Origin of the sequence: Methanosphaera sp. BMS (genome assembly GCF_003268005.1) — an archaeon.
GTDB lineage: Archaea > Methanobacteriota > Methanobacteria > Methanobacteriales > Methanobacteriaceae > Methanosphaera.
The window spans coordinates 1,045,730-1,070,028 of record NZ_CP014213.1 but is presented as its reverse complement, the minus strand read 5'-3'; the positions used below and the strand labels follow the sequence as shown (position 1 = coordinate 1,070,028).

The window sequence follows — 24,299 nt, the reverse complement described above, 5'->3', positions numbered from 1 at the left end:
TCAATAAAAAAAGAAAAAAGGTTAAATAGAATATTTCTATTCTATTATCAATGTTTTAACGTCATCGCAGCGTTGATAGTATGTATTTTCAAATACTGCCGTTAAGGTGTATGAACCTGCTGTCATGTCACTTGGGATTGTGTAATCTAGTGTTGCGATTCCATCGATTACATCTACGAATATGAGTGTTTCATCATTATTTTCGAGTGTGTTGCCGTCAAGTTTGAATGCCAGTTGACCGTTTATTAGTTCACCATTATTGTCTGTTACTTTTGCTGTTAATGTGATTGAACTACCAGTGTTTACAGTCAACTCTTCAGTGGTTATCTCTACAGTTGCTTCATATTTATCGATATTCATAGTGGTACTTTCTGTAACAATATAATTATTGTTGTTTGTATAGACGGCTGTAAGTATCGTATCAGACTTCAACCATTCAACAGGTATTATAATATCAGTAATCACGGCTTGATTATTGGTAACTTCGTAAATTAGGGTATTTCCATTTTCATCTGTCAATACCTCGTCATTAACTTTCAAGTATATCTGTCCATCAGTATTTGCACCTTGATTGTTAGTTACACTAATTACGATATTTGCAGTCTCTCCAATCATACCACCTGCTTCATCAAATGTGACGTGTGTGTAGTAAGCATCATTTGGGGTGTTATTGGCGATGGTTGCTTTTCTACTTGAATCTGATACTGCGGCATTTCCGAATAACTGGTTATTGTTTGATGTTAGGAAATTATTTGTTATTGTTGTTGAGGCAATTGCAGTTGTTACCGCATATTGATTAGCGGTTATGATTGTATTGTTGTTGACCACGGTATTTGTTGCCGTATTTGCAATGGTTACAGTACCGTTAATCGTGTTACCTTCAATTCTATGCGTGTCTGTCACTGATAATGATATGCCTCCGCCTATGGTGTTGTTTGCTATGAGGTTATTCGTATTTTTTCTGACAGTATTGGTTCCGGTACTTACTATATTACCATATATGGTGTTGTTGGATATTATTACGTTTGATATGGCTGCTCTGGTGAGAGTTACATCTCCAGTAACGATGTTATTTGACAGTTCCATATTTGAATTCATGATTACAGAAGCAATAGTGTTATTGTAAAGATTTGCTTTTGCAGAAAGATTCAATGTACCTAATGTGTTATCATAGATAGTAGTATTACCGGCTAGTGTAATTTTACCTGATCCATAGAATACGTTACCACATGCGATGGAATTTGCTCCAACGGATATTCCGGAAGTACCATACATTTTGTTTCCTTCAATATATGCATTTGGTCCGCTTATAAGGGTTCCATAGCTACCGGTAGTGTCAAATGTATTGTTAATGAAGTTACAGTTGCTTGATGCTGTAAGGTTATTGTATACTGCAACTGTTATTGCTCCTATACATTCACCCATTATTGTAGAATCCATAAGGGTAATGTTGGTATCAACACCAACGGTGAAATCTGATGGTTTATCACCCATATTATATCTGTTTCCTATGTATAGAATGTTTCCTACTTGGCCTGATCCGTAAACACCTTGAATGGTTGTATTTTTGATTAGAATATCCTTACATGCCGTTAATGCCATGGAAGTACTTCCACCATTGTTTTCTGTGTATATGAAACATGAATCGATGATTATTCTTTCAGAATATCTTACGGCTGTTTGTCCTACTCCACTTCCTACCTGTGCATCTTTAACATGCATGGTCATGTTGTGTAAGGTAACATCATGCGTGTTAAATATCCAGCATTCGGTATTGGTTAGATATAGACTGCTGATGTTTGAACCAGCACCTGCCTTGTTTACTGTAAAGCAGTTTCCTGGATCTTCACCCATCAGACTACCGGCCTTGGTGTGAAGGTTTATCACGGCATCCCGTGTAGATGAGATTACATTAATCGGCTTGTTGATTACAAGTGAATGTGTTTTATCAATTGTTCCTTGTATATCAAGTGTATCACCGGCGGATACCAAATCGCTTAATCCATTTTTAGTCATATAACTGTCAACATTGTCATTTGTAATGATATGTACCGTACCGGTAGGGTTTGTACCGTTATTTTCTGTAGCTTCAACAGTTAATTGAGCGTTTGCTTCTGTTCTGTTGTACTGGCTTGCAGTAAATACTGCTGTTATGTTGTATGTTTTTGCCTTCATTGTTTCTGGTATTGTGTATTCGCATGATGCTATTCCGTTTTCAACCGGTGAGTAGATTACTTTGTTGTTTTCATCCTTTATTGTCTTACCGTTAATTTTAAATACTACTTTACCAGTGTTTATGTTTTCACCATAATCTGTGACTTTAGCGGTGAATGTAACCAAATCTCCTGCTTTTGCAGTTATATCACTTGTTGTTACCGTGGATTCATGTTGGTTATCAAGAAGGATATTTGCCTTTTGACTTGATGATGAGTCATAGTTGCTTGAACCGCTGAATGCTGCTGATATTGATACGTTGTTGTCGATGTCATCCTGTGTGAATGTATATGGGAGTATCGCTTGACCGTTTGATATTTTTGTATAAATTACTTTTCCATTCTCATCTTTTACTGTTTTTCCATTGATTTTGAAGACTACTTTACCGCTTGGCACTACGTTATTGTTCGAGTCCATAACGGTAGCTGTCAGGTTAGATTCATAGTCTCCATTTGCTCTGACGGTTTCGATTGTAGTTGTGGTTGTAACCTTCTCAACATTAATTGTTGTTGAAATTGACTGTTCTAGGTAGTTTTTGTCCTTGATTGTTGCCGTCACAGTAGTTTGTCCAACTTTTGTCGGAGTGTATTCTACCCCATACATTCCCACATCATTTGTTGTAGTTTGGATTTCATTATTTTTTATAATAATTACTACATTAACATTGCTCAATAGGTTGTTGTTTTTGTCAGAGACAGTACCTGTTATGCTTATAGGAATGGCTATTGAAGTGTCCATGGCATATATTGAAATATCGGCTGTTGTAGCTTCCACATCAAAGAATGATCCAACATAGTTTTTAGCAGAAGCGTAATTGTCATCACCGGAGTAGCTTACCTCATATAAGTTGTTATCTGCAACATTGCTTGTCTGGTAATTGTATACATAACGACCATCTGCATCGGTGTTATTTGTGGATGTTTCATCATTTATTATGAAGATTACCTCTGCATTGGCTATTGGATTATTGTCTTCATCCACTAATGAACCGGATATTGTGTAGAAGTCATTTACTTTCACTGATATTGGCTGTTTATCATTTACTAGTTGTGCTTGTCTTTGTATTGCAGTTACCTGTGCTGTAGCATTATTGACGGCATATTTTATATTGCCATAAGAGATTAAGATGTCGTATATGCCTGCCTGTGTTGGTGTGAAGGTATATGTGAATAATCCTTCTTCATCACTTGCCAGGTTCATGTCATTTCCATTGATTTTAAGTATTAAGCTATCTTCGATTGCCGTATCATTTTGAGCTATGTAGATTCTACCGTTTAAGGTAATATCTGAGTATACTTTTGTATCGGCAACTTCATCCAAGTCAATGTTTACCGCAGGTTTTGCTACAAAGAAGCTTGTCTGACCAAGTTTTACATCTGCATTGGCAAATGTTGCATTTGCTGTTATAGGTATAGTACCGTTTCTTGCAACAGTGTAGGTGTATGAGTATTTACCTTCTTCGTCGGTACTTGTCGTGTATTTCGTACCGTCTATTGTAAGTACAATCGGATTGTTTTTCAAGGTCTGATTTTGAAGGGTGGCAGTACCGGTTATTGTTACTTCATCTCCTATGAGTATTTCTTCTGGGAAGTTTTCATCGACCGTTACTGTTATGTCGAATGCTTCGGTTTTGAATGTTCCGGTGTATACTTCGCCTGCTGGTTTGTATGCATCGTTACCTTCAAATTCTACGCTTATGTTGTATGTGGTTAGTCCTTGTGTTGCGTTGTATACCAGTGTGAATTTACCTTCTGAGTCTGTTGTTTGTGAGTAGTCTTCATTGTTGATTAGTATTTTTATTGTTGCACCGGCTACTGGTTCGTTGAATATGTCTATGAGTGTACCGTTTGTGATTACTTCATTGAAGTATGGGGTTACATCAACTATATTGATGTTGTTTCCACTTCCACTTCCTGTTTCGATTGTAAGGTTGGTTCTTTTTGGGCCGACTACTACATTGAATGTCATGGTAGCAGGTTCTGCTTCATATAATACTGCATTGGCTAGGGATGCTTCAACAGTTACTTCCAAGACGTCATTGTAGATTACATCATAACTGAATTTACCTTCTGAGTCTGTTGTAACAGTAACAATATCATTGACACCTGTTATTTCAAGGTTTACATCAGTATTTGGTATTGGATTGTTGTAGTTATCGGTTAATTTACCTGAGATGGTAGTGGTTTCATTGACCTCTGATAATGGGTCTTCATCCAATATGATATTCGTTTCAAGTGCTTCTATGTCAAATGTACCGCTATATTCCTGACTAGCTTGGTATAATTCATCACCCGCAAATTTAATGGAAATCGGTATATTCTCCTCTATTTGCACTACATCATATTTATATACAAATTTACCTTCATTATCAGTAGTAACAGTGTAATCAGTTCCATCAACGCTAACAATTATTTCTTTGTTACCTAAAACTTTGCTGTTACTTGTTTGTATTAATGTACCTGTAAGAACAGTATTGTTTAGGGCATTTATTACTTCGTAGATGCCTTCATCATATTGATCTACTGTTAATGTAGTTGCTGCTTTAGATACACTAACTGGGATAGTGGTGTTGGATGGATTAAAAAATACATTTCCATTAAACAGTATTGTTAAGTCATAATCACCAACTCTTGTTGTTGGTACGGATACATTTGCCACACCGTCTTCTATTGGATAGCTTTCTAAAAGAACCGTGTCAGCATCCTTAATTGTAAGTGTAGATGAACCATTAATGGAATTACCATTCGTATCGGTAACTGTAACTGGAATTACAGTATTGCCGATTTCATCAGTTACTCCTGTAACTTCGGTGATTTTTGTATCTACTGCACTGCTTAGAACAGTTAATGTAGCTGAACCTACAGCATTAATAGAGGAATATGCCACATTCATTTTAATTGTGTGATCACCTGGACTACATTCTGGCAATGTAAAGGTCATAGTTACAGTTTGAGAGGAAGGGGTAATGCTACCACTAACAATAGTACTTCCATCTATTGTAATTCCATAAGAACTACTAATACGGGACATAATGTAACGTGAATTAAGACTGGCGGTTATATTGTCTCCTACACGTGCTGAAGTAGGGTTTAATGTAAGTGTACCCGCATAATCTCTTCCTTTCAAGTTTTTCTCATCTTTTGCTAATTCTTTAGCCTCTGAAGCAGTTGTTGTATAGGTATAAGTATCGTCTACTTCTTTTATTGTCTTAGTTTCCATATTATTATCAGTTGGTTGTGGTATGCTGGAGGCATCATCACCAACTGTCTGGGTTTGTATATTGTCCGATAAGTCCGTGTTGTCATTATTATCAACATCTGTGGCGGCTGCTATACCGCCTGCTAGTATTAACAATAGTGTAAACAGTAGAAATATCGAAGAATATTTCAGTTTTCTATTCATTATTATCAACTATAGCTTTTTTTTTATTTTAAAGAAAATTAATAATGGAATAAATTTTATGATGTAATCATCATCATACTAAATTTTTATAATTTTTTTAATTGATTTATAAAAAAATATTTAATTTGCACTCTTGATTACTGTTTTTAATTATTTAAATTTATTAAAATTTATTTCATTATTGTATATATCTTTAATATTAAAAAATAATATAAATTTCGGTTTATAATTGATTTATAAAATTTATTATAATACATTTGATTAGTTAAATTCTTATAATTCTTTAATCTCTACGTAAGTGGTTTGATTTAAATTAATTTCCAAAGTTATGGGCTATTAGGTCATGTTTTTCTATTTTTTGTCAATGAATATTCAAAAATCTATAAATATAAATGGAACATTTTATTGTTCCTTTAATGTTCAAATGTTTTTTTGAATTATTTAATGATATTGTATCTGAATTGGTAATGTATCTGTAAAAAGAGTAGGGTGCTTTTCTTATTAAAAATAAATATGATGTGAAACAAATATGTTAATAGTAGATAAAATTTTTTTATAGGGTTACCCTTTTTTTTTTAAAAAAAATAAAAGATTGATTTAAAATGAAGAAGTATAATAAAGTAGCAGTTGGCGGAACCTTTGACAAGTTTCACAAGGGTCATGAAACATTGATAAGTACTGCCTTTGAAGTAGCGGATAATGTACTTATCGGCATAACTTCTGATGATTTTGTAAAGAGTAAAAAGCATGACATAGAGCCATGTAATATAAGAATCAAGCGACTAAAAAAACTTGTTGAAAAATATGATACTAATTATGAAATCAAAGAAATAAACGATGTTTACGGTTCTGCAGATACCGATCCTGATTTGGATGCAATTGTAGTCAGTCATGAAACCGAAACTACTGCATTGGATATCAACAATATCCGGGTGAACAATGGCTTGAATCCTCTTGATATTATTGTAATTGAATGGGTTCTTGCAGCCGATGGTGTACCTATTTCATCCACTCGCATAAGAAAGGGTGAAATAGATAAGAAAGGTAATATATTATGAAAACTTTTATTTTCATATATTATTTATCATAGAATTTCTGAGGTTTCTTATAACTATTTTTAAATGCAGGACTATGTCATTCAAGGTATCGGTTATGAAATTTCCGCATATCAGTACTATTACCATCATGCAGGCAAGTATAAGTATCAGTTCTACGCTTGTCTGTGCTTTATTGTCATTTATCATTTAAATCATACTCTCTTTTTTATGTTTTGTTTGTAAGGTTGTTTCTTATCTGTTCGGCATCATCTTTTGCACTGAATGAGCTTGACTGGTTGAAGTATCCCTGGTATATCTGCAGGGCTATTAGTGCTATTACTATTACTCCTCCAAACAGCAGGATGTATTCAGCTGCACCTTGGCCATGGGTGTCTTTTATGATGTTTATGCAATCACCTCCCGTATTACTATAATAACATATTAGTATTACATACCTTATAAGTATTACTATTTTTAATCATATGTATTACATATTTTAAATTTAATAATTAAAACCTATATAATATAATTAATAAACGGGGAATTACTATGAGGATATTAATCACGTCATTCGGCGTAGGAATAGGTCATGCATCACGGGATCTGGCACTGGCAAGAAAATTACGGCAGGCCGGCCACGAAGTGATATTCGCAAGCTTCGGATCAGGATACAACTACCTGAAAATGAACAGACAGGAAACATATGACATGCCAACCATGAACTTCCAGGCAGATGAAGGTGAAATAAACATAAAGGACACGGTAAAGGAATCAAAGGACATACCCTATGTCTTCATTAAGACAATGTACAAGGAAGCAAGAATAATAAGACAAATAAAACCGGACGTAATCATAGCAGACTCCACATACACCTCCCCGATAACGGCAAAGTTTCTAAACATCCCCTGCTTCATAATAACAAATGACCTGACATTCGGCTTCTCCGACAGTACGGAGTCAATGAGCATAAAATACTTCGAAAAAAGCATCAGAAAATTCATAAAAGAGATAACACGCGGATGCAAAAAGATACTGATACCGGATATAGAAGGTACGGTGGAGTTACCGTCAAAACTAGAAGGTAAAACAGAATACATCGGACCATTGCTTCATAAAAATCCCGACGAAATAGAATCGAAAACCACTTTGAGAAAAAGATACAATTTCAATGATGATGACGTGATAATACTTTTAACGGTTGGCGGAAGCGAATTCGGCGAAGTCCTGATAAAAAACATATGCGACATATCAAAGGATATAAACTGCGACAGGATAATAATCTTCACAGGACTGGAGATAAAAACCGAAGACTTCAACATCAATGACACCGACAAGATAATAATCAAGGACTTCACACCATATCTTGTTGACTGGATGCAAATATCTGATTTAACCATAGCACTTGCAGGCCACACAACAAGCATGGAATTAATATCCATCAAAAAGCCGAACATACTAATACCCCTAAAAAATCATATAGAACAACAAAAAAACATAGAAAACATGGAAAAATACGAGATTACCTCTACAACAGATATAAACGACAGCAAAAAACTGCTTGAAACAATAAACGATACACTAGGTAGGCTCGACTCAATCAAAATCAACGAAGACCAATATAATGAATTTGTTAAATATGATGGAAAAACAAATGCATTAAAACAAATAGAAAGTCTATATAAATAGAAACACAAATATAAATATAATAAAACATAGGAATTGATATAAAATGAAAATAGAATATCTAGGACATTCAGCATTCAACATAACCTCCGAGGAAGGACTTAAAATATTAATAGACCCATTCATCAGCAACAACCCCTCATGCACTACCCCTGTGGAACTTTTAAACCCTGACATAATACTCATTACCCACGCACACTCCGACCACTTCGGAGATGCCCTTGAAATTGCAAACCAATCAGGGGCAACAATAATAGCAACACATGAACTTGCAACATTCGTACAAAAACAGGGCTTCAACGCAATAGGAATGAACATCGGCGGATCAATATCAGTTAACAACCTGATTAACGTGACAATGACTGATGCAAGACATACATCCGCAATAGACTTCATGGAAAACCTTGAAGTTGGTGGAGTGGCAACAGGATTTATCATAACCCTGGAAAGCGGAAAGAAAATCTACCACGCAGGTGACACGGGACTATTCGGCGACATGAAAATGGTCATAGGAGACATCTACAAGCCGGATATTGCACTACTTCCTATAGGAGACAAGTTCACCATGGGAATAGAAGATGCCGCAATAGCAGCAGGATGGTTACAGTCAAGAATAGTAATACCAATGCACTACAACACCTTCGAGGCAATAGAACAGGACGTTGACCTATTTGCAAAACTCGTCGAGGATGAAAGCATAGGTACAATCACAGTCCCACTAAAACCCGGTGAAGAATACACAGAAGAAATCGAATAGATTTTTCTCAAATTTCTTTTTTTTAAACTTTTAAAAATATTATTATTTTCAGCACTTTTTTTCAACGGACTGCTAATCTATGAAAGGCCACCAAATTCAAAATCTATTTATTTAAACAATTTAATATATTTATATATGTCTACAATTAAAATCGGAGTATTTGGAAGTTGTCCAACAAGGGATATCTTTAACAGTTCAATAAATAAAAACTATAAGGATTACTTTACAATAAATTTAAGCTATGTAAATAATTCAATCATAAGCAATATGCAAACTCCAGTGCCATACGATAAAGAATCCATAAAAATACTCCCGGAAAATAAGGAAAACGAGTCATACTCATCATTTATAGAAAAAGATTTGGATAAACTATTCTTTGACAGATTATCACGAGCCGATATAGATTACCTGCTGATTGATGCCGGTCTTGAGGTCAAATGGGGATTGGTATCATTTGATGATTACATATTCTTCAACTATCCACGATATGACAGGACCGAGTTTTTCAATAACCTCTCAGAAAAGCGATTCATCACGATACAGGATAACACCAATGAATACATGAAGCTATTCAAGAAAAGCTACAGGCAATTCTTTGACGTGATGTCCGATGAATACCCTGATATAACTGTCATACTAAATCCGGTAAGGGAAGCATACCGCATACAGAAGGCCGACGGCAGCATAGAAGAAAACCTGGAATTCAAAAACAGGACAGACAACCATTACCTGCCACTGGTTGACTCATACATAGCAAAGAAATTTGACGTGGAAATACTGGAATATGATAAAAACGTACTTCTTGATGAAAATCACCAATGGGGACTGGGACCAAAACACTACGTCGAAGACTACTACACCAACTACACAAGACAAATCTGCGAAATAGACGAACGTAACCGACTGCTGTCAGATAGCGAATACGCCAACCTAAACGAGTCAATCCGAAAGGACAAATTAAATAGTCATGTTCTGATGACCGAATATGAACTTGAATTGGTTGAAAAGGACAAATACGTCAATGAAATAAAAAAACAACAGGATATAATAAAAGATGATTTGAACACTCAACTAGAATCAAAAAAACAAGCCGAATCCCAGAGGGATGAACTTGAAAATAAGCTGTCCGAAGCCAATGACAGGATACAGGTATTGGAAGAAGACATACGCGTAAGTCAAAAATCAATAGATAACCTCATGGATAAGGAATTTAATCCGGTAGAACTAAAAGTGGAAAATCAAAAACAGCAAAATGAATTAAACAGTCTAAAAGAAGAAAAGGTTAAATTGTTGAATTTGCGTGATAAATTGGTAAAAAACAATGAAGACTTGAAACAACGTAACCAGAAGCTAAATGATACCATAGAAAGCATTTATTCATCAAATTCATGGAAGCTTACATCATCGCTGAGAAATATGAAAAGAAAAATTTGAATAATTATATATATTAATAAAAATATAATCTATATTAAGTATGAAAGGTTTAACACATTATATCCTATAAACTTTAAAATAAAAAATTTAATTATCTTTTCATACTTAAAGTTTCTTTTTTGACTATTTTTAGCTATTAAACATTTTTAACATTATACTTTTCACGTTTACCTGTACTTTCGGCTATATTTCTGGTTGTATTCACGCTCGTCCATGAAGTCACACTTACCGCTAGGAAGATTACGTACAATATCGTCAACGCCAAACAGCTTATCATTATCTATTCTATGAAGTATCTCTTTGGCCATACGCTCCTTCTTGGTAAAACCCGGCTTTATGATAACATAATTGCCGGACATATTTCTAACGGCATCAACGGGGCCCGCCATGATACGTTTGTTATTATCATAGTCAACCACACCCACAGCTATAAGTACGGGCACATTTCTTATGAAGTTTTTTCTACCCCTTATGACAAATGATCCCTTCTTCAGATATTCACCTGTTTCGGGGGTCTTTGATACCTGGTCAAGGTTAACCCAGTATGAATCATAACTGCTGAAACCCTCACCCCATGCACTGCTGTAGCTTGAAGCAAAGCAGGCGGCCTCATATAACGTGGACTCCGGTATGGCTTCATCTTTATTCTCGTTCTGTACGATTGTGGATGGTGCACCATGGATGTCACAGTGGAAATAAACGTCATTGTTTTTGGAGTATCTTTTAACTACCTGTTCATTACTGTTGGCATCACGACCACCGATAACCATATATCCATCGCTGCTGATAAACCATCTGAGTTTTTCATACCATTTAAGTTCCTTTTTCTCCCTTTTAGTATGGGTTTTAAGTTCGCTCATGGCAACTTCCTTCTTGTCTTCAAGTTTCTTTATTTGTGACTTGGAGTTTTCAATTGCAATCTTAACTCCCTCTATTTTACGTTTTGCCTTCTTGCCCTTATTATAGTAGAACTTCTCACAGCTTTCTGCTATTCCCAGATTACTGTCGACACGTACAATCTGGCCATCAAGCTTCAATGTGATAACACCCATGTTGTCAATGGATTCTATCAACTCCAATGCAGGAATGTCCGATTCTTTCTTGGATTTCTTGATGATTTTGCCTATTTCCTTCCAGGAGTAGTTTTGCCGGGCCTTGGCTATGACGTCAAGTATTTCCTGAATTTCACCATAATGGGCATAGACTGTATTGCCCTTAAGCTGGGTGTCCTCTATTGTCTTATAGAATCCTTCAAGACTTTCCTCCTGCATATCCAGTCGTTTTCTGTACTTGTTAATCTTCTTAGTCCAGACGTTTTCTTCCTTTTGTTTTATGTCACTGACAATCTTCTTGGAGTAGAATTCATCCGCCGCCTTGTTGAATGATTCAAATGTTTGGGATTTGAAGGATGAATACTTGTTTAGGCTTATAGGCACCAGGTCCTTATTTGTTTTCTCGTCATCCTTCTCTTCGATAATTATCTGAGGTTGCGGATTGTTTTCCACCTTGTCAAATAATTCCTTTAGTGCATTGTCTATTTCTGTTATTTCATCATCGGATAGGTCATTTGCCATCTTCTCTTTATCAATGTCTGTGTATGATAGTATTTCCTCGGCGTATAATCCACCGAGACCATTGGTTGCAAGGGTTCTTACTACGTCCCTGTCACTTTCAGACGTGATTTCCCGGATTTCATCTGCCGTGGTGTTTTTGATGTCTATCTTGGATGGAGGATACTTGTATTGCTCATGACTTGTTATTTTACGATCCTGCCATTTTTCATGCTTGAGGGGCGAGATGATGTTCATGTTCTCATCAAGCAGGATTACGTTTCCCTTATTGAACAGCTCAACTACTAGCGTGAACTTTTCCTGCTTTTCTACCGTAATTTCAACAATCCTGTCGAACTGATATTGCCTGATTGATGTAATGAATCCACCGCTCAAGTGTTTTCTAAGCAGCATTGGAAAATGGGGCGGTATTGTAGGATTTGGCAGCGGATATTCTGTCAGGTGTATCCTGGCACCCGCCTGGATAACCAGGTCCTTTCTTCCCTCACCAGCTTTTCTAAGCTTTATTAGTATGGTGTCATATGATGGTTGATATGCTTTTTCCACTTTAACGTTTAATATTTCATCATTTAACTCTTTAACAATCCTGTGAATATCTACATTTGACATTGATTTCATAATAACACCCTCTAAAATATTTTATTCTTTGTAATATTATTATTTTAGTCGGACTTTGTTAATTAATTTTTGTTCATTCTATTTTCAGTCATTCATTTTCTTCGATTTAATTATGGATATGATGTAGTGATATGGGGATTGATGATTTGAATAATTTTTCATTGAAAGTCATTGGATTACTGTAGATAAGAATATGGGGATAATTTATTATAATAAATATTGTGTTTTGAGCAGTTAGACGTGCTGGTTGTCCGATGTCTATTGGATATTTATTCATTTAATAAGATTTTTTTTCAATAATTAAATAGTATATTTTTTTTCAATATTTTAAGCATTCCTAAATAATAATTAGGCTCAACTAAGAATATTCTTTAGTCATACTTAAAAACAGTTACATATATATCCTATAATATCATAATAATTAGTAACTAATTATCTATTGATGAATAGTCATCATAGAGGGCTCAGGTGATATTATGAATAATTATCATGATGAAGTAAAAAGGGTATTGGTGGTTGTATTGCTATTTAATATCCTGATGGCTTCGGTAAAGATAGCATTTGGATATTACTCCGGAATACTGAGTATAAGTGCAGACGGTTATGATTCATTCCTGGATTCAATAGCCAATGTCATAGCCCTAGCGGCCGTATACCTGTCATCTCGACCAATAGACAAGAATCATCCATATGGATACAACAAGATAGAAAACTTCGCATCATTGTTTGTTGCTGGTCTGCTACTGTTTGTAGGTTATGAGGTAGTAACTCAGGCAATCGATAAAATCCTTAATCCACAGCCTGTAGAGATATCAAGCATAGCATTTGTTGTGATGATTTTCACCCTGATAGTTAACATAGCCGTCTCACGTTATGAAAAACATAAAGGAGAACAACTAAAAAGCGATCTGTTAATAGCCGACAGCAACCATACAAAAAGTGACGTGATGGTAACAAGTATCGTGATAATAGCATTGGTGTTGATGTACTTCGATTTATCCATAATAGATCCGGTCATATCCATAATCATAACCTTGATAATACTCAAAACGGCAATCGACATATTCCGGACAAACTTCAGGATATTGCTTGATGCAAATATCCTTGATGCCGACAGAATCAAAGATTTAATCTGTGACGTTGATGGGGTAATTGATGTTCACAACATAAGAACTCGGGGCACATCCTCATGTGTATATGTGGATATGCATATGGTGGTGGATTCTGATTTGTCAATGAAGCAAGCCCATAAAATTGCAGAATACTGTGAAGATAGGATAACAGATTCAATAGAAGAGGTTAAGGAAGTGCTTATTCACCTTGAAAGTGAGGAGGGATTAAGTGATGCCATTGAACTGTAATTCTACCCCAACTATTTTTTTTTAGTATAATTTTTTGATGAAAAGTTTTTATCCACTCATTTAGAAAAGTATTATATAATAACTAAACAATGGAGTTGATTATGATTAGATTAGGCAGTGTCCAAAATACAGTCTGAGTTTTGATGTCTATTAACCATATAACATTATTTAATAAATCATTTTATTTTTTCATTGATTAAACGGGTGTCAAAATACTATATAACACTACACAATTATTTAATATTCAATTAAATTATACATAAAATGTTATTTAATTAATAAAATTATCCGTATTAGTATTTTAATATACGGTTGATATATATGTTGTTGTTTATTTATAGTGGTTTATTTAATTTGTTATAATGAGTTTAGGGTTATAAAATAAGTTTATATAGGTGTAGGGAGTTATATAATGTTATGTCTAAGAAAATAACCCCTACAAGTATATTTATTAATTTTGAAGTAGTTAAATTTTTCGGTGAAGAAGAAAAACTATTGGTCATGTTACCAGATACTGTTTCACCTGATGTTATACCGTTTTTAGGATTCTTAAATCCGGATATTGATGGTGTTTTGTATTTTAAATCAAATCCAATTTGTCCTGATTGTGGATTGGAATTGGTTGAGAGTACAGTTGAAGAATTTTATCCCAATAAATTAGAAAATGTTTATAGAATTGTTTATAGGTGTCCTGATAAGGAATGTGGTAAGAAACACAGGGTTAAATTAGATAAATTTATTGATGATGGCTCTAATTATACTAGTAATATGAAACAATTGGGTTCTAGACTTCAATTTATTGAAAATATAGTCTATCGTAAAATGAGTGAAATTTTTGAAGCTATTTTTGGAATAAGAATACCTAAGTCTACCTTGTATAATCATCAAGATCAAACTAGTGATGAAATATTAACTGCCGTTGAAAAAGAAATTGATGCAGAAGTTGAAAAACAAGAAATAGAAGCATCTGGAAACTATAATTATGATGAACAATTTATGAAAGTATCTAAAAATAAAAAAGCAAAATTACAATTGCTTGATGCTAACACAAAATATGCTTATCCTGCTATGATTATTAATCAAGATAAATTTGATTCTGATACAATTTTAAAATACTGGAATGCAACTTTATCAAATTTACCAAAAGAATGCATGATTACTGATGGTCATACAATGTATCCATCAATTTGTAAAGAATTTGAAATAGAACAAGCATTATGTACTTTTCATGCCATCCATAATGTACGTGATAAACCATACAAGATAATAAATAGAAATAATACAAAAAGAAAAAATAAATCAAAGAAGATTAAGACTATTAATGAAGATTTAACAGAATTGAATAATAAATATATTCCTAAATGTGGTAGATTTGGAAAAAACGAGACTAAACGCCGTAAATTATATGATAAAATACAATCCAAAAACAGACAGATATCCACATTAAATCAAGAAATCCGAACGTTAAATAATGAGGATAAAGAACTAGATAAATATATGGATAGAATCTCATTAATATTCAAATCAAAAACTCTCAAAACATCCAAGAATAGATTAAACAGATTAAAAGAAGATAAAAATAAACTACCTGATTCTATAGTGGATGCCATTGACAAAATAGATAAAAAATTTGATTAATTAACTAAACATATTGGAAATGATGATATACCTAGTACAAATAATTTAGTCGAATTATTTTTCAATGTTACATGTGGTAATAAATTAAAAAAACATTATAAGACTGATAAGGGTGTTAATAGAAAAATGAGGGCTAATAGATCCAGATGGAATTATAGGGTATGTTTAGGAAAAAAGATTTTATCCTACCAGTCTTTGTAATACAACCCACTGAAAAAATATTAAATTTATAGGAAGTCAGACTGTATTTTGGGCACTGCCAGAATGTACTGTTAATAATGATACTAAAACTTATACTGAAAATATAACAATCAAATAACATTTTTCTTCATTTACTTTTTTTTTAATCATAAAAATCCTATTTTATAAGGAATATAAAATTTAAACAAATAAATAATATAACAGTATTGTTCTAATTGTTCATCAAAAGACATATACTTAACATCTAGAATGACAATAAAAATGATAACTGATTATGCAAGTGATGCCAAAGAACTACGGGTAAAACAATTTGAAACACCAAAAGGACAAGAACCCTATATACAAAGAATGTTAATTGTCGAACCACGATTTGCATACAACAAATACACATTAGATTACCGTTAATATCATATAATAAGCCTTGAAAAACTAAAAACATAACAAACAATCAGGGGCATAGCCCAAAACATAACAAAAATACACAACATGGAACAAAAACAACAAACAAATATTAACGGTGATAAATTTAACTTAAAAATAGAATAACAGTTTAAAATTAAATCAGGATTAACAGACAATTATTCAGGTAACTCCCATAATTGTCACACACTATTAAAAATAAGCTCTCAAAAATAAGCAAAAAAAAATAAAAAAGTGAAGTGATCCTATTTTTAATAAAATAGGTCTCTTTTTTTCCCGTTTTATGATAAATCATTATGAAAATAAAAACGATCAAAAAATATAATGAAAATAATTGATGGCATATATTAGCAGTCGTAAGTGTAAATCAAATAATAATATCCCATCTTTTTTTACAGATACTAATTTATTGTCCAACACAAAACAATACTCATATTGCCCTCACAACAATAATCATATTGCCCTCACAAACAAAAAACAATAAATTATTTTATGTAAAATGTTTTCAGTTATATTTCATATAACTAAAAAGACTTAATTACAAACACAAATAATTAAGCCATTTAGTATATATATTATTAATAATATATATATCTTTTCCAAAACTACTTCGGTAGTGTCAAAATTGTGGGAATTTTTTTTCATTGATTATTATTATAGATGCATAATTATATCATAGCAACATTCAGAGAAATAGGATTAAAATCATACACTTTGGTGAGGTAGGATAAAAAAATTGTAATTGGATATTAGGAATATGAATAGACATTATCCTTCATGCAACCCACATCATTCGTTACCAGTTGATGCAGTTTCGGGTGAGAATGACTCACATAACTAGGTCAATAATACAACTAAGTTGTATTACACTGATTTGAAGAAGAAGAAAATTGCTTGTCGCATTATACGGGCTATAACGAACTAAAAAACGAATTTAAAACGTTTTCTGAAGATTAATTTAAATATCATGGATTTAACGATAGTGTTATAAAAAAATAGAGTAAAAAAAGGGAGTTTAGTTTGTGATTTTTATCACTTTTGTCGTGTTTCTCTGTGAGTTGTATGCCAGTCTATCCTGTGTAATAACTTCTATGCTGGTGTAGTTTTTAGATTGAGGTACCAGGTATATTTTTAAGATTTAACACTCCATCAGTTGTGTAATAGTACTGTACATTGTACCGTTTTTGAGAGTTACACCATTTACTTTTATAATACACTTGTTAGGTCCTGCTACATGTGTTTTGAGGTAGTCTTTGATTGTGATTTTCATGGATAGTGTGTGTGTCTTGTTGTTTATTGTAGCGTTTGGCTAGGTTGATTGGTGATGTTTGATCTTTCCACCTGGAATGTTGGTGTTTTTGTCATGATGTTCTGATAGTTCTTGTTGTAGAGTCCCACTTGTATGGTGTGATTTTTTGGTGTTAGTGTCTGCATATCCGTTACGACAGGATATTCCTAGTGGTATTGGTGTAGTTTACTGTTGCTGTGCCGTTTACTATCTTGACTTTAAGCATTTCTCCGTTGGCGTCCTTTGAGTGTTATGCCATTTACTTTGAAGTATACGTATTCGTCCTGGTATCGTGTTATGTTGTTTGTTTTTTTGCCGTTTGTGGTGTCATAGATTTTAGCGGTTATCGTGAGTACTTGTCCTTGTTTGATTATCTTCTTGTTTGTTGTTACTTCTATTGTAGCGTTACGTTTGGATATGTTTATATTTGCCAGGGACTGCTGGTTGATGCATTGTATATTGTTGTACCAACGTAGTATGCTGTGATGTTTTTAGCGTTGGTCATATTGATGTCTGGTATGATGGTGGCTGGTTGCTACTCCGTTTACTACTTTTTATTTTGAGTGGGTTATTTGAACCGGTTAGTTTTCCGTTGTCTTTTATTGTTACTCCGTTTACTTTGAATATGAGGTTTCCTTCGTTTACATTGTTGCCGTTTGTATCGGTTACTGTTGCTTTGATGATGAGTTTTTCTCCTATTACTCCAGTAGCTCGGGTTAACTGTGGTTTGTGTTTTTATCTTGTTTTTGACTGTTATTTTGATGGTTTTTGTGCTGTTGTTGTATCGGCTGTCTCCAGTGTATGTTGCGGTTATGTTTTGTGTTTCAACTTTTAGTCGGTGTGTAGGTTTGTGTTACTTGTCCATTATTGTTTGTTTTTGCCGTTACTGTTTTTCCATTGATATTTAATGTTAGCTTGCTGATTTGCCAGTTTATTGTTATCTAGCATCATTTAGTGTTACAGGTTATTGTTATCGGGTGTGTTGTTTATTGGCGTGGTATTGGATACTTTAAGATCCACTTTAGTGTTTATTTTTTGACTGTGATGTTGGTTGTACTGGTACTGTTAATGTATTGGCTATCTCCTTTATAGGTTGCACTTATTGTCTGTTTTCCTAGCGTTGGTTGGCGTGTATGTTTTGTGTTGCTATACCATTGCTATTGGTTTTTATGTTGAATGTTTTACCTGCGACATTTAATTGTAATATTTTGCTTTGCAATTGCTTTGTTATTCGCATCTGTTAGTGTTGCTGTAATTGTAATGCTGTACTGTTTACTGGTGTACTGTTGGATACTTGTTACTGATAGTTTTGGTGTTAATTTTCTTAACTGGTTATGCTAGGTTGTTGCAGTACTGTTGTATGTATTGGCTATTTCCATTATAGGTTGCAGTTAATTGTTTGTTTTCCTACTGTTGGTTGGTGTGTATGTTTGGGTTGCTACACCATTGCTGTTTGTTTTTACATTGAATGTTTTATCCACTTACTTTATTATAATGTTTTGGTTTGCTAGTTTGTTACCATCGGTATCTGTTAGTGTTACGGTTATGTTGATGGTGTGTTGTTTATTGGTGTGGTGTTGGATATGTTTAGTGTTAGTTTTGTGTCTATTTTATACACGTTTATGTCTGTTGTTGTGGAGTTGGCATTGTACATATTGTTTCCATTGGTATGTGCAGTGATTGTTTGCGTTTCAACTTTTTTAGGAGTGTATGTTTGTGTTATTGTTCCTTTTTCGTTTGTGTTTAGGGTGAATGTTTCCTCGCCTATTGTGATTGTTATTGATTGGTTGTTTAGTGTTTTATTGTTTTTGTCTTTTAGTGTTATGGTTATGTTGATTGGTGTGTTGTTTATTGGTGTGGTGTTGGATACGTTTAGTGTTAGTTGTGTGTCTATTTTGTTTGCGGTGATTTGTATTGTTGTGGTGTTTTCTTGGTATGGCTTGTTTGCCAGTGTATGTTGCGGTTATGGTTGTTGTTTGGTTGTTTGTTGGCGTGTATTCGATACTTGGCAATACCCTCCGTTGTTTGTTGTTATTGTATTTGTCTGGTCTTTTATTGTTACGAGTATTTTTGTCCGGGTAGTGTGTATCCTAGTTGGTCTTTTAGTGTGTATGTTATGTTTATTGTATCATTTACGTATGGCTGTGTATTGTTTATTGTAGCTTCTATTGTCGTGTTTAACTGTTCATATTCTACATTAAATTCAAGAGTAGCACTAGCATCTTTATATACTGTGGATTCATTTGCATATTTTGCTTCAACTGTTATCGTGTCATTGCTATTTACAGTTACAGGATATATTAACTTACTGTTTTCACCTGTTAGGTTATTATATGTTAGTAGGGTATCTGTTGTGTTTTTTATTGTTAGTGTTATGTTGGCATCTTTTACTCCATTTTTATCCACATCAAGTAATTCTACAGTTATGTTAAATGTTTTATTAACATATACCGTCTCATCACTTTTGCTTATATTGAGTGTTGTGTTTATTTTTTCAACAGGTATTAATATACTCCTGGTTGAGTAATTATAACTTGTTGTTTCAGGATGTGACGCGTTTACTGTGATTGTTTGATTGTTTACTGGTATGTATTCCAGGTACGCAATTCCATATTGGTTTGTTTGAAGTGTCTGTTCCTGATTGTTAATTTTTATGATTATTTGCTGATTTGATAGGTTTTTATTATTCACGTCTGTTAAGTGGAATGTTAAATTAATAACATTATATACATATGGATTAGTGTTATTGGATGATATGTTAAGTGTTGTGTTAACCTTCTCATCATAGAACACATTACCCACAACACGAGCACTACCATCATCGGTTGTATTTGTGTATATTGTATTATTGTATAGCGTGGTATCATCACCTATATTATAATCTATTTTAACGTTTTGACTATCATCTGCTACTTTAATTGGTGCACCGTTTTTGGGTGCGTTGTTGGCTATGAAATTATTCTCCTCAATAACCACATCACCATGATTGTTGTATATTGCTGCTCCATCTTTGTTTGCAGTGTTGTTTGTTAATGTGGAGTTAGAAATATTTAATGACCTATAATCGTTGTATATTGCTCCTCCACGACCAGTTCCATCGTTAGGATTTCCTGCTTTGTTGTTTTCCAGTATGGAGTGTATGATTGTTAGCAAACCATAGTTTTCTATTGCACCTCCATTAGTGCTTGCTGTGTTGTTGTTGAGGTTGGATTGTGTTATGTTAATAGTACCCCTGCTGTTGTATATTGCACCTCCAACTCCATATTGTCCTGTTGCCTTGTTTTGTGTGAGGTTGGATTGTGTTATGTTAAGAGTACCAGCGTTGTTGTATATTGCACCTCCAACTCCATATTGTCCTGTTGCCTTGTTTTGTGTGAGGTTGGATTGTGTTATGGTAAGATTACCACGACCAGTGTTGAGTATTGCACCTCCAAGTCCATATGTTTGTCCTGTTGCAGTGTTTTGTGTGAGGTTGGAGTCTGTTATGGTAAGATTACCACCGTTGTTGTATATTGCACCTCCAGCTCCCTCACTATATTGTGCTGTTGCGGTGTTATTGGTGATATTGGCATTGGTTATATTAATAGTTCCCGCATAGTTGTGTATTGCACCTCCATGTCCATAGTTTTGTCCTGTTGCTGTGTTTTGTGTGAGGTTGGATTGTGTTATGGTAAGATTACCACCGTTGTTGTATATTGCACCTCCATGTCCATTGTTTTGTCCTGTTGCGTTGTTGTGTGTGAGGTTGGATTGTGTTATGTTAAGAGTACCACTACCACCGTTGTATATTGCACCTCCATGTCCATTGTTTTGTCCTGTTGCTGTGTTTTGTGTGAGGTTGGATTGTGTTATGTTAAGAGTACCATTGTTGTATATTGCACCTCCATATCCATATTTTTGTCCGGTTGCGTTGTTTTGTGTGAGGTTGGATTGTGTTATGTTAAGAGTACCATTGTTGTATATTGCACCTCCATATCCATATTGTCCTTGTCCTGTTGCTGTGTTTTGTGTGAGGTTGGAATTTATTATTGTTAAATTACTACCTGTACCATTGTTAACTATTGCTCCTCCATGTGTTGCGTTGTTATATGTTAGATTGGTGTTGTTTATGGTTATGTTACCATTATAGTTGTTTATTGCTCCTCCATGTGTTGCGTTGTTGTATTCAAGTATTGAATTGTCAATGTTTAAATTACCATATGCGTTATATATTGCACCTCCATATCCATCTGTTTGTCCTGTTGCAGTGTTATTGTTGAGGTTGGATTGTGTTATGTTAAGATTACCATATGCGTTGTATATTGCTCCTCCAACTCCATAGTTTTGTCCTGTTGCGTTGTTTTGTGTGAGGTTGGATTGTGTTATGTTAAGATTACCCCTGTTGTATATTGCTCCTCCATATCCATTGTTTTGTCCTGTTGCGTTGTTTTGTTTGAGGTTGGATTGTGTTATGTTAAGATTACCATATGCGTTGTATATTGCTCCTCCAACTCCATAGTTTTGTCCTGTTGCCTTGTTTTGTGTGAGGTTGGATTGTGTTATGTTAAGATTACCATTGTTGTATATTGCTCCTCCATATCCATTTTCTTGTCCTGTTGCGTTGTTTTGTGTGAAGTTGGAGTCGGTTATGTTAAGATTACCCCTGTTGTATATTGCACCTCCATATCCATATTGTCCTGTTGCTGTGTTGTTGTTGAGGTTGGAGTCTATTATTGTTATGTTACCGTTGTTGTTGTTTATTGCACCTCCATACTTTGCTGTGTTGTTTTTGAGTGTGCTGTTTATTATGGTTAAGTTTCCACCGTTGTCTATTGCTCCACCATATCCATCAGTGTTTTTGGCATTTATTATTGTGATGTTTTTAAGAATTACTGAAGAGCCACTATTAATATAAAATATTTGTGTTTGGTTTCCGTCTATGGTTTGTCCGTTACCGTCAATGGTAATTGTTATCGCCTGATTAAAAGTAATTGTACCGTTAGCTGTATATGTTTCTCCTGTTAGTGTTATTGTTGTATCTTCTGTTGCATCAGTTATTGTACTGTTAAGTGTAGTCCATGAGTCTACTGTTGTATCTTTTTTTAGGTTATTTGTGTTTTTTTGTATGTTTTTTTTGGTTTTTGTCTGATTTGTATTCGTTTTTTGTTTTATATTTTCTACTGTATTTGTATCACTTGGTGATACTGTTGATTTTTCTTGTACTGCTTTTTCAAGTATTAGGGGTGTATCGCTAGTGGGTGTGTCTGCTTCGGTGGATACTTCATTTGCCGTTGCAACTCCCACTAAGAGTACTAATACTATGACAAATAACAGTACTTCTTTTATTTTTTTCATATTGAACTATCCTCCATTAGTTATAGTTTATTATGATACTCTATTTGTGAAGTGGTGGTATTTAATATTTTTTAGAGTTTTTTATAAAAAAAGAAGTTAAATTAAATAGTAATATACTTATTAAAGAGTTTATATTCTGAAATTACTGATTTTTCTTGGGGCTGTAATGATTGTATCCGATGTATCTTTTTTCTATGATTATTTAATGGATAGGCATGATTAATCATGATAATTAGGGGATGAATATTATCTTTTTTTTATACAATTTTCCTGGCGTATAATTATTTGTATTTTTGTTCATTTTGTAAGTCCAATTAATATATTTTATATTTTTTATTATTTTTCTTTTTTTATTAATCGTTTGTTTAAATAGGAGTATTTTTTGTAGGTATCTGTTTATTTTGTTCTTCTTCTTTTCTTGTGTTTTGTCGCATATTATATTATTATGCGATGTATTTTATATGGTTTTTAAACAAATATTTCTCTTAGTTAGAAACAAAAGATGTAATTGGGGTATTGTTTATGTTAATTAATCAGGATACTATTAAAAAAATGTAAGGGAATAAACAATCCCAATACTAGTAAGGCATACAAGTTATCGCTTAATAAATTCATACAGTATATAGAAATAAATAAAATAAATGATGTAAAACAAGAAAACATTTGCACGATAATTCACAATTACAAATCATATCTAAACAACAAAGACTGCAAGCCAGCAACAATAAACCAACACTTAATAATACTTAAAACATTTATCAATGATTATACCCGATTGAATACAAAAATTTAAACTAGTTAAAACTGAGATAAGAAAACCCAAATATTTGACAATTGAACAAATAAAAACTCCACTATAAAACACATATGAAAACGGTAATGTCATAATAATAATCATTGGAAAAAACAGTAAAAGAAGAACAATAGTAATATCTGGCAAACTTTCAAAACAACTACAAAGATACTCAAAAAACAATCAAATATATATATTGAGTCAGAATGAGATAATCGAAAGACAAAATTCATAAGAAGCATACAATATGGATTCCAGAAACTAGCCAAAAAAATAGATCTGGAAGAACATAACCTGATTTACTCAGAAAACCTAAAATCACACAACCTACGACACCGCTTTGCAATACATGCACTAAAAAAACAATGAAATAAACTATGTAAAAGAATTCATAGGACATGAAAACATACAAACAACGCAAAAAGGTGGCTATTGAAAACATGGTTTAAGTGTTATGTTTTTTTTCTGAGAAAATTCTGAATTTATTGATTTACACCATAAATATAACTGTATTGTATTCATTTCGTGTTAAAAAGAAGATTGATTTA

At 33.6% G+C, this 24,299-nt stretch carries 17 protein-coding genes; 8 read left to right on the top strand and 9 right to left on the bottom strand.

All coding sequences use genetic code 11. The features are described 5' to 3' along the window. Positions 1 to 36 precede the first annotated feature (36 nt). Positions 37 to 5,616, bottom strand: coding sequence for a hypothetical protein (locus AW729_RS03780; RefSeq protein ID WP_112123851.1), 5,580 nt, complete (start codon positions 5,614 to 5,616; stop codon positions 37 to 39). Positions 5,617 to 6,218: 602 nt separating this feature from the next. Here AW729_RS03780 and AW729_RS03775 point away from each other — a divergent pair. Beyond that, positions 6,219 to 6,674: a phosphopantetheine adenylyltransferase gene (locus tag AW729_RS03775; RefSeq protein ID WP_112123850.1), complete on the top strand. Its 456-nt coding sequence runs from the start codon at positions 6,219 to 6,221 to the stop codon at positions 6,672 to 6,674. A 12-nt stretch (positions 6,675 to 6,686) separates the two neighbouring features. Here AW729_RS03775 and AW729_RS03770 read toward each other — a convergent pair whose 3' ends face one another. Both AW729_RS03770 and AW729_RS03765 read right to left on the bottom strand, forming a co-directional pair. Next, a complete protein-coding gene (locus AW729_RS03770) occupies positions 6,687 to 6,860 on the bottom strand; it encodes a class III signal peptide-containing protein (RefSeq protein ID WP_112123849.1) in 174 nt (57 codons plus the stop codon). A 19-nt stretch (positions 6,861 to 6,879) separates the two neighbouring features. Next, positions 6,880 to 7,062: a class III signal peptide-containing protein gene (locus tag AW729_RS03765; RefSeq protein ID WP_112125225.1), complete on the bottom strand. Its 183-nt coding sequence runs from the start codon at positions 7,060 to 7,062 to the stop codon at positions 6,880 to 6,882. A 140-nt stretch (positions 7,063 to 7,202) separates the two neighbouring features. On the opposite strand from AW729_RS03765, the gene AW729_RS03760 reads away from it, so the two are divergent. The 3 genes from AW729_RS03760 (at position 7,203) to AW729_RS03750 (ending at position 10,527) form a co-directional block, all read left to right on the top strand. Beyond that, complete coding sequence (locus AW729_RS03760; RefSeq protein ID WP_112123848.1) at positions 7,203 to 8,339, top strand: glycosyltransferase family protein; 1,137 nt, start codon at positions 7,203 to 7,205, stop codon at positions 8,337 to 8,339. Positions 8,340 to 8,382: 43 nt separating this feature from the next. Next, the gene (locus AW729_RS03755; RefSeq protein ID WP_112123847.1) at positions 8,383 to 9,093 is read left to right on the top strand and encodes a metal-dependent hydrolase; all 711 of its coding nucleotides are present in this window, start codon (positions 8,383 to 8,385) and stop codon (positions 9,091 to 9,093) included. A 135-nt stretch (positions 9,094 to 9,228) separates the two neighbouring features. Then, entirely contained in the window at positions 9,229 to 10,527 is a 1,299-nt protein-coding gene (locus tag AW729_RS03750; RefSeq protein WP_112123846.1) for a DUF6270 domain-containing protein, read from the top strand. A gap of 167 nt (positions 10,528 to 10,694) precedes the next feature. On the opposite strand, the gene rqcH is transcribed toward AW729_RS03750, so the two are convergent. Next, on the bottom strand, positions 10,695 to 12,716 hold the full coding sequence (gene rqcH, locus AW729_RS03745) for a ribosome rescue protein RqcH (protein WP_112123845.1): 2,022 nt from the start codon (positions 12,714 to 12,716) through the stop codon (positions 10,695 to 10,697). Between the two features lie 476 nt (positions 12,717 to 13,192). Here rqcH and AW729_RS03740 point away from each other — a divergent pair, with 476 nt between their 5' ends. The 3 genes from AW729_RS03740 to AW729_RS11215 all read left to right on the top strand — a co-directional run bounded on the left by AW729_RS03740 (position 13,193) and on the right by AW729_RS11215 (position 16,321). Then, positions 13,193 to 14,077 (top strand): cation diffusion facilitator family transporter, encoded by an 885-nt coding sequence (locus tag AW729_RS03740; protein ID WP_112123844.1) that lies wholly within the window; start codon positions 13,193 to 13,195, stop codon positions 14,075 to 14,077. A gap of 417 nt (positions 14,078 to 14,494) precedes the next feature. Continuing rightward, positions 14,495 to 15,715, top strand: coding sequence for a hypothetical protein (locus tag AW729_RS03735; protein ID WP_112123843.1), 1,221 nt, complete (start codon positions 14,495 to 14,497; stop codon positions 15,713 to 15,715). Positions 15,716 to 16,177: 462 nt separating this feature from the next. Continuing rightward, on the top strand, positions 16,178 to 16,321 hold the full coding sequence (locus AW729_RS11215) for a hypothetical protein (RefSeq protein WP_162685777.1): 144 nt from the start codon (positions 16,178 to 16,180) through the stop codon (positions 16,319 to 16,321). Positions 16,322 to 17,474: 1,153 nt separating this feature from the next. Here the strand turns inward: AW729_RS11215 and AW729_RS11675 are convergent. From AW729_RS11675 to AW729_RS03725, 5 genes are all read right to left on the bottom strand, one after another. Beyond that, positions 17,475 to 17,606 carry a hypothetical protein gene (locus tag AW729_RS11675; RefSeq protein ID WP_257791417.1) on the bottom strand — a complete coding sequence of 44 codons (132 nt, stop codon included), beginning with the start codon at positions 17,604 to 17,606 and terminating at the stop codon, positions 17,475 to 17,477. Between the two features lie 23 nt (positions 17,607 to 17,629). Continuing rightward, positions 17,630 to 17,770, bottom strand: a complete 141-nt coding sequence (locus tag AW729_RS11210; RefSeq protein ID WP_162685776.1) for a hypothetical protein — start codon at positions 17,768 to 17,770, stop codon at positions 17,630 to 17,632. 968 nt (positions 17,771 to 18,738) lie between these two features. Next, on the bottom strand, positions 18,739 to 18,861 hold the full coding sequence (locus AW729_RS11670; RefSeq protein WP_257791416.1) for a hypothetical protein: 123 nt from the start codon (positions 18,859 to 18,861) through the stop codon (positions 18,739 to 18,741). A gap of 562 nt (positions 18,862 to 19,423) precedes the next feature. Then, the gene (locus tag AW729_RS11205; protein ID WP_162685775.1) at positions 19,424 to 19,636 is read right to left on the bottom strand and encodes a hypothetical protein; all 213 of its coding nucleotides are present in this window, start codon (positions 19,634 to 19,636) and stop codon (positions 19,424 to 19,426) included. 46 nt (positions 19,637 to 19,682) lie between these two features. Further along, positions 19,683 to 22,958 (bottom strand): hypothetical protein, encoded by a 3,276-nt coding sequence (locus tag AW729_RS03725; protein ID WP_112123841.1) that lies wholly within the window; start codon positions 22,956 to 22,958, stop codon positions 19,683 to 19,685. Between the two features lie 532 nt (positions 22,959 to 23,490). Here AW729_RS03725 and AW729_RS11740 point away from each other — a divergent pair. Beyond that, positions 23,491 to 23,751, top strand: a complete 261-nt coding sequence (locus AW729_RS11740) for a phage integrase SAM-like domain-containing protein (RefSeq protein ID WP_112125224.1) — start codon at positions 23,491 to 23,493, stop codon at positions 23,749 to 23,751. The last annotated feature ends 548 nt before the right edge of the window (positions 23,752 to 24,299 follow it).